This window comes from Streptosporangium sp. NBC_01810, from assembly GCF_035917355.1.
In the GTDB taxonomy this organism is placed as follows: Bacteria; Actinomycetota; Actinomycetes; order Streptosporangiales; family Streptosporangiaceae; genus Streptosporangium.
On the sequence record NZ_CP109070.1, the window covers coordinates 3,823,134 to 3,831,577 of the forward strand.

At 70.9% G+C, this 8,444-nt stretch carries 1 protein-coding gene and 1 pseudogene (1 of these 2 only partly in view); both read right to left on the reverse strand.

All coding sequences use genetic code 11. From position 1 onward, the window contains the following. On the reverse strand, nt 1–8,317 hold the beginning of the coding sequence (locus OIE13_RS16655) for an SDR family NAD(P)-dependent oxidoreductase (protein WP_442816069.1). 42,257 nt of this gene lie to the left of the window's left edge; 8,317 of the gene's 50,574 nt are visible here — the first part of the coding sequence; the start codon lies at nt 8,315–8,317; the stop codon falls past the left edge of the window. A gap of 42 nt (nt 8,318–8,359) precedes the next feature. After that, nucleotides 8,360–8,437, reverse strand: a pseudogene (locus OIE13_RS36725) (polyketide synthase docking domain-containing protein); the annotation flags it as partial. Nucleotides 8,438–8,444 lie beyond the last annotated feature (7 nt).

Here is an 8,444-nt window from a genome sequence, read left to right on the forward strand (position 1 = left end):
CCTCCACCGCAGCGACCTCACCGGCCACCACCACCGAGTTCGGACCGTTCACCGCCGCCACCGAGACCCGCCCGTCCCAAGCCGCCACGTACTCGCGTACCCGCTCGACCGGCAACGCCACCGACGCCATCGCCCCCAGCCCGGCCAACCGCTCGGCGATCAACCGGCTGCGCAACGCCACCACCCGCGCACCATCCGACAACGACAGACCACCCGCCACCACCGCCGCCGCGATCTCCCCCTGCGAATGCCCCACCACCGCATCCGGACGAACCCCCAGCGACTCCCACACCGCCGCCAACGACACCATCACCGCGAACGAGGCCGGCTGCACCACATCCACCCGATCCAGCCCCGGAGCACCCTCGGTCTGCCGGACCACATCCAGCAACGACCACTCCACGAACGGCTGCAACGCCGCCGCACACTCCGCCATCCGAGCCGCGAACACCGCCGACTCCTCCAGCAGCGCCGCACCCATCCCCACCCACTGCGCCCCCTGACCAGGGAACACCCACACCGACTTCCCCACGACATCGGCCACACCCTGAACCACACCCGCCGTGGACTCACCCGAGGCGACCGCGCCCAGCCCCGCCAGCAGCTCCTCATGGCCGCCGCCGATGACCACGGCCCGGTGCTCGAACACCGACCGCGACGACACCAGCGACGACCCCACATCCACCAGGCCCAGTTCGCCGGCCGCCTCCACCTGCGCGCCCAGACGGCGCGCCTGCTCGCGCAACGCCTCAGAGGTCTTCGCCGACACCACCCACGGCACCACACCAGCGGCCGGGCCGGCAGGCTCACCGGCCTCCGGTTCCACCGCCTGCGGCCCCTGCTCCAAGATCACGTGGGCATTGGTGCCGCTGATCCCGAACGACGACACCCCCGCCCGGCGCGGACGATCGGCCTCCGGCCACTCAGCCGGCTCGGTCAGCAGCTCCACCGCACCCGCCGACCAGTCCACATGCGACGACGGCGCGTCCACGTGCAGCGTCCGGGGCAGCACCCCGTGCCGCATCGCCATGACCATCTTGATCACACCGGCCACACCCGCCGCGGCCTGCGCGTGACCGATGTTCGACTTGATCGACCCCAGCAGCAGCGGTCGATCCTCGTCGCGGTCCTGGCCGTAGGTGGCCAGCAGCGCCTGCGCCTCGATCGGGTCACCCAGCGTCGTACCGGTCCCGTGCCCCTCCACCACGTCGACATCCGCGAAAGACAGTCCTGCCCCGGCCAGCGCCTGGCGGATCACCCGCTGCTGCGAGGGACCGTTCGGCGCGGTCAGACCGTTGGACGCACCGTCCTGGTTCACCGCCGACCCACGCACCACCGCCAGCACCTCATGGCCGTTGCGGCGCGCGTCCGACAGCCGCTCCAGCACCAGCATGCCCACGCCCTCGGACCAGTTCACCCCGTCGGCCGCATCCGAATAGGACTTGCAGCGGCCATCACCGGACAACCCGCCCTGCGCACTGAAATCGATGAACGGCCCCGGGTTCGCCATCACCGTCACACCGCCGGCCAACGCCAGCGAGCAGTCACCTCCGCGCAGCGCCTGCGCGGCCAGATGCATCGCCACCAGCGACGACGAACACGCCGTGTCCACCGTCACCGCCGGACCCTCCAACCCGAAGGTGTAGGACAGGCGGCCGGTCGCCACACTTCCGGCAGTACCGGTACCGACGAACCCCATCACCTCCGGCGGGAACGACACACTGGTCGCGTAGTCGTGGTACATGACCCCGGCGAACACCCCGGTACGGCTACCCCGCAACGAGACCGGGTCGATCCCGACCCGCTCGATCGCCTCCCATGACGTCTCCAGCAGCAGCCGCTGCTGCGGATCCATCGCCAACGCCTCATGCGGCGAGATGCCGAAGAACCCCGGGTCGAACTCCCCGGCCTCGTGCAGGAACCCGCCCTCACGCACATAGCTGGTCCCGCGATTCTCCCGATCCGGGTTGTAGAAGGCCGCCGGATCCCAACCTCGCGTGGTGGGGAACGGCGAGATCGCGTCCGCGCCCTCGGTGACCAGCCGCCACAGGTCCTCCGGGGAGGTGACCCCGCCCGGATAGCGGCACGCCATGCCCACGATCACGATGGGGTCGTCGGCCACCGGCCGGACCTCGCCGGGAACCACCACATCGGCGTACTCGCCGAGCAGCTCGGCCAGCAGGAACTCCGCCAGCATGGCCGGCGTCGGGTAGTCGAACACCAGCGTGGCCGGCAACCGCAGCCCGGTCGTACCGTTCAGCCGGTTGCGCAACTCCACCGAGGTCAACGAGTCGAATCCCAGCTCGCGGAACTCCCGCTGCACCTCCACCGTCTCCGGTGAGAGATGCCCCAGCACCATGGCCACCTCGGTACGCACCAGGTCCACCAGGACCTCGGCGCGCTCGGCCGCCGCGAGCGGAGCCAGCCGCTGAAGCAGCGTGCTGGCCGTCGCCGACTTCCCGACGGCAGACCGGCGCCTTCCGCGTACCAGCTTGCGCAGCAGCGGCGGAATCTCGCCCTGTGCGCGCAGCACCGGCATATCCAGCCGGACCGGGGCCACGACCGGTTCGCTGGAACGGATCGCCGCCTCGAACAAGGCGATGCCCTGTTCCGGTGCGAGTGGCGGCGTACCGGCACGGGCCAACCGCTCCATGTCGCCATCGCCCAAGGTGCCGGTCATCCCGCTGTCCTGAGCCCACGCACCCCAGACGAGCGACACCCCGGGCAACCCCATGGCCCGGCGCTGCTGGACCAGCGCGTCGAGGAACGAGTTGGCCGCGGCGTAGTTGCCCTGACCTGGAGCTCCGAGCACGCCTGCCACCGACGAGAACATGATGAAGTCGGCCAGGTCCTCGTCACGAGTGAGCTCGTGCAGATGCCAGGCGGCGTCGACCTTCGGCCGCAGCACGGTGTCCAGCCGCTCCGGCGTCAGCGACGGGATCGTCCCGTCGTCCAGCACACCCGCGGTGTGGATCACCGCGGTCAGCGGGTGCTCGGCGTCCACCCCGGCCAGCAGGGCCGCCACCGCATCACGATCGGTCACATCACAGGCGGCGACCGTGACCTCGACCCCGTGCGCGATCAGCTCGGCCCGCAACTCCACCGCGCCCGGCGCGTCCAGGCCCCGGCGGCCGGCCAGCAGCAGATGCCGCACCCCACGCTCGGCCACCACGTGCCGCGCGAACAGCGCGCCCAGACCACCGGTGCCGCCGGTGATCAGCACCGTGCCCTCCGGGTTCCACAGCCGGGGCATGGTCAGCACGATCTTGCCGATGTGCCGGGCCTGGCCCATGAACCGGAAGGCATCCCGGCTCCGCCGCACATCCCACACCGTGACCGGCAACGGCCGCAACTCACCGGCCGCGAACAGCTCCATCAACTCGGCCAGGATCTGCCGCAGCCGCTCAGGCCCGGCGTCCATCAGATCGAACCACCGGTACACCAGTTCCGGGAACTGGACCTGCTCACGGATGTCCAGCTTGCCCATCTCAATGAACCGGCCGCCCGGACGCAGCAGCCGCGCCGAGGCGTCGATGAGCTGCCCGGTCAGCGAGTTGAGGACCACATCGATCCCCCGCTCACCGCACACCTCCCGGAACCGCTCCTCGAACTCCAGGCTCCGGGAGGAGGCGATGTGATCGTCCGGGATGCCCAGCGAACGCAGCACCTCCCACTTGGCCGGATGCGCCGTGGCGAACACCTCCACCCCCAGCCGCTGGGCCAGCTGGATCGCCGCCATGCCCACACCGCCGGTGCCGGCGTGCACCAGCAGCCGCTCGCCCTCCCGCAACCCGGCCAGGTCCATCAGCCCGTAGCAGGCCGTCAGGAACACCACCGGAATCGTCGCGGCCTGCTCGAAGGAGACCCCGTCAGGGATCTTGGTCAACCCGCCGGCGCCGGTGACCACCACCGGGCCGAACGCGCCCTCGGTCAGACCGACCACCCAGTCGCCCGGGCGCAGGTCGTCGACCTCGGGGCCGACCTCCAGCACCACGCCGGCGGCCTCACTGCCCATCAGGCCGACCTTGTCCTGGAACCAGCCCAGCGCGTTCAGCCCGTCCAGCAGATCCCGGAAGTTCACCCCCGCGGCACGCACCGCCATCCGTACCTGCCCGGCCTCCAGCGGCTCGGCCATCCCCGAAGAGGGGAGCAGCTCCAACGCGTCCAGGGTGCCCTTGGCCCGGCTGCCCAGCTGCCACCCCGTACCGGACGGAGGCAGCAGACCCGCCCCCGACGCCAGCGACGCCAACCGCGGCACCTGCACTCCACCGTCACGCACCGCCACCTGCGGCTCGCCCGAAGCCAGCACCGCGGGCAGCATCCCCGGCAAGGCCGGCAGCGACGCCTGGTGTTCATCCACGTCGACCAGCACGAACCGGCCCGGATTCTCCGACTGGGCACTGCGCACCAGTCCGCAGGCCGCAGCGGCCGGCAGATCCGACACCACTTCACCGTCTCCGGCCGCGACCGCACCCCGCGTCACGAACACCAACCGTGAATCGCGATACCGCTCATCGGCCAGCCACTGCTGCAGCACGGCCAGAACGCGCGCGTTCAGCTCGTGTGTCGCGTCCACCACCGCACCGACCTGGTCGGAGACCAGTTCGGTCACCACGACACCCGGTGCCTGGCCCGTATCCCCGAACACCGATGGATCCGCGAGGTCGAACGTGTCGATGCCGACCACCGCCACCGTCGGCGGCGAGGAGTCTGCCGTCGGCGCCACCCGTGCCGACGGCAACGCCGTCCACTCCAGCCTGAACAGGGAGTCCCGCTCGCCCTTACGGCCGCCTTCGCCGGTGGCCGCCGTGATCGGGCGCAGTACGAGTGACCGCGCCGTCAGCACCGGTTCACCCGCTACATCGGCCACCACCAGCGAGACGGCATCGCCCTCGGTCCTGGCCAGTCGGACCCGCAGCGCCGGCGCGCCACCGGCGTGCAGACACACCTCACCCCAGGAGAACGGCAACCGGCCGCCCTCGGCATCGTCCAGCCCCGCGAACGTCACCACGTGCAACGCCGCGTCCAGCAGGGCCGGGTGCACGCCGAACGAACCGGCGTCCGACTCGAGCTGACTCGGCAGGCTCACCTCGGCGAAGATCTCATCATCACGCCGCCAGGCCGCCCGCAAGCCCTGAAACAGCGGCCCGTAGCTCAGCCCGCCCTCAGCGAGCTGGTTGTACAGCCCGTCCAGCTCGATCGCGGACGCGCCCTGCGGCGGCCAGACCTCGGTATCGAGGCGCTCGGCGGTCTGACCGCCGACGGCAAGGACGCCGACCGCGTGCCGTGCCCACGGCTCGTCGTCGGTGGCCTCAGCCGGCCGGGTATAGATGCTCAGGTCGCGTCTGCCCGACTCCTCCGCGCCCACCCACACCTGCACCGCGACGGCGTCGGTTTCGCCCAGTACGAGCGGCGCCGCCAGGGTGAGCTCCTCCACCAGGTCGCAGCCGACCTGGTCGCCGGCCCGGATGGCCAGCTCCAGGAACGCGGTGCCGGGAAACAGCACTCTCCCGCCCACGACGTGATCGGCCAGCCACGCTTGCGACCGCAACGACAGCTGGCCGGTCAGCAGTACGCCGTCTGAGGCGGCGAGCGCCACAGCGGCGCCCAGCAAAGGATGCCCTGCCGCGGCCAGCCCCAGGTTTCGAGCGTCACCCATTCGCCGTTCGCGGGGCCAGTACAACTCGTGCTGGAACGGGTAGGTGGGCAGGTCGACCCGGCGTCCGCGCGGGAGCACCGCCTGCCAGTCGACCGGCACCCCGTGCACGTGCAGCTCGGCCAGCGCCGTCATGGATGCCGTCTGCTCGTCGCGGTCCTTACGCAGTACCGGCACGAGCACGGCATCCGACTCGTGCACATCCGCGTCGGCGGCGAGGGTGCCGGCGGCCATCGCGGTCAGCACGCCGTCGGGGCCGAGCTCCAGGTAGGCCCGTACGCCCTGGTGGTGCAGCGTGCGGACGCCGTCGGCGAAGCGGACCGTGCCGCGGACCTGGTCCACCCAGTAGTCCGGCGAGCACAGCTGCTCGTCGGTGGCGGGTTCCCCGGTCAGGTTCGAGACCACCGGAATTTCCGGCGGGCTGTAGGTCAGCGTCCGGGCCAGGGTGCGGAAGTCCTCCAGCATCGGGTCCATCAGCGGCGAATGGAAGGCGTGCGACACCCGCAACCGCTTCGTTCTGATGCCCCGCTCCTCCAGGGCGGCGGCGATGTCGAGGACCGGCTGCTCAGCCCCGGCGATCACCACCGAGGCCGGGCCGTTCACCGCCGCGACCGACACCTCCTTCTCCCGCCCGGCCAGCAGGGCGGCGACCTCCTCCTCCGAGGCCTGCACCGCCACCATCGCCCCACCCGCGGGGAGCGCCTGCATCAACCGCGCCCGGCCCGCCACCAACGCACACGCATCGGCCAGCGACAGCACCCCGGCCACGTGCGCCGCGGTGATCTCCCCGATCGAATGACCGGCCAGCACCTCCGGCACCACGCCCCATGACTCGACCAGCCGGAACAGCGCCGTCTCCACCGCGAACAACGCCGGCTGCGCCCAGCCGGTCTGGTCGAGCAACCCGGCCTGCGCACTGCCCGGCTCGGCGAACAGCACCTCACGCACCGACCCGTCAAGCATCGGGTCCAGCTCGCCGATCACCTCGTCCAACGCCGCCGCGAACACCGGGAACCGCGCATACAGCTCCCGGCCCATCCCCGCCCGCTGACTCCCCTGACCGGTGAACAGGAACGCGAGCTGCGGCTCCGCCCCGGCCACCCCGCGTACCACACCCGCACCCGGCAGGTCCTCGGCCAGCGCACCCAGCCCCGCCAGCACACCCTCACGGCCATCGGCCAGCACCACGGCCCGATGCTCGAACGCCGACCGCGTCGTCGCCAGCGAGAACGCGGCATCGGCCAGCCCCAGACCAGGCTCACCGTCCAGGAACGACATCATTCGCCCGGCCTGCGCTCGGAGTGCCCCCGCCGTACGGCCCGAGACCAGCACCGGCACCACACCCGCGGCCGCATCTGACGGCGCCCGCTCCTCCGCACCCGGCTCAGCGTCAGGGGCTCCCGGGCCTTGTTCGATGATGACGTGCGCGTTGGTGCCGCTGAAACCGAACGACGACACCCCGGCCCGCCACGGCCGATCCACCTGAGGCCAGGGCCTGGCCTCGGTCAGCAGCTCCACCGCGCCCACCGACCAGTCCACGTGCGAGGACGGCTCGTCCACGTGCAGCGTCCTGGGCAGCACCCCGTGTCGCATCGCCATGACCATCTTGATCACACCGGCCACACCGGCGGCGGCCTGGGTGTGACCGATGTTCGACTTCACCGAGCCGAGCAGCAGCGGCCGGTCCTCCGGTCGGTCCTGCCCGTACGTCGCCAGCAGGGCCTGCGCCTCGATCGGGTCACCCAGCGTCGTCCCCGTGCCGTGCGCCTCGACCACGTCCACGTTCGCGGGGGTCAGGCCCGCACCGGCCAGGGCCTGGCGGATCACCCGCTGCTGAGAAGGGCCGTTCGGCGCGGTCAACCCGTTGGACGCACCGTCCTGGTTCACCGCCGAGCCGCGCAGGACGGCCAGGATCTGGTGGCCATTGCGGCGGGCGTCCGACAACCGCTCCAGCACCAACATGCCTATGCCTTCGGACCAGTTCGTGCCGTCCGCCGCGTCGGCGAACGCCTTGCATCGTCCGTCGGCCGCGAGCCCGCCCTGGGCGCTGAAGTCAATGAACATTCCGGGCGTGGCCATCACGGTCACGCCTCCCGCGAGGGCCAGACCGCACTCGCCCGAGCGCAGCGCCTGCGCCGCCAGATGCAACGCCACCAGAGAGGAAGAACAGGCGGTGTCCACCGTGACCGCAGGGCCCTCCAAGCCCAGCGCGTAGGCGATACGCCCGGTGGCGATGCTTCCGGCGGTCCCGGTGCTGACGAAGCTCCTCACTTCCAGTGGGAACTCGGCACTCGGACCGTAGTCGTGGTAGATGACACCGGCGAACACGCCCGTGTGGCTGCCACGCAGCGAGACCGGGTCAATCCCGGCCCGCTCGATCGCCTCCCACGACACCTCAAGCAGCAGCCGCTGCTGCGGGTCCATCGCCAAAGCCTCATTCGGCGAGATCCCGAAGAACCCGGGGTCGAACTCCCCGGCCTCGTGCAGGAAGCCACCTTCACGCACATAGCTGGTGCCCCGGCGCTCCCGATCCGGGTTGTACACCATCCCAAGATCCCAGCCACGCGACGTCGGGAACTCACCGATCCCATCACCGCCCTCGGCCACCAACCGCCACAAGTCTTCAGGAGAGTTGACATCACCCGGAAAGCGGCACGCCATCGACACAATCGCAATCGGATCATGCCTGCCCGACTCAACCTCTTGGAGTCGCCGACGGGTCTCACGCAAATCAGCGGCGACCGACTTGAGATATTCAACGAGCTTGCGGTCTTCCGGCATCGGGGCG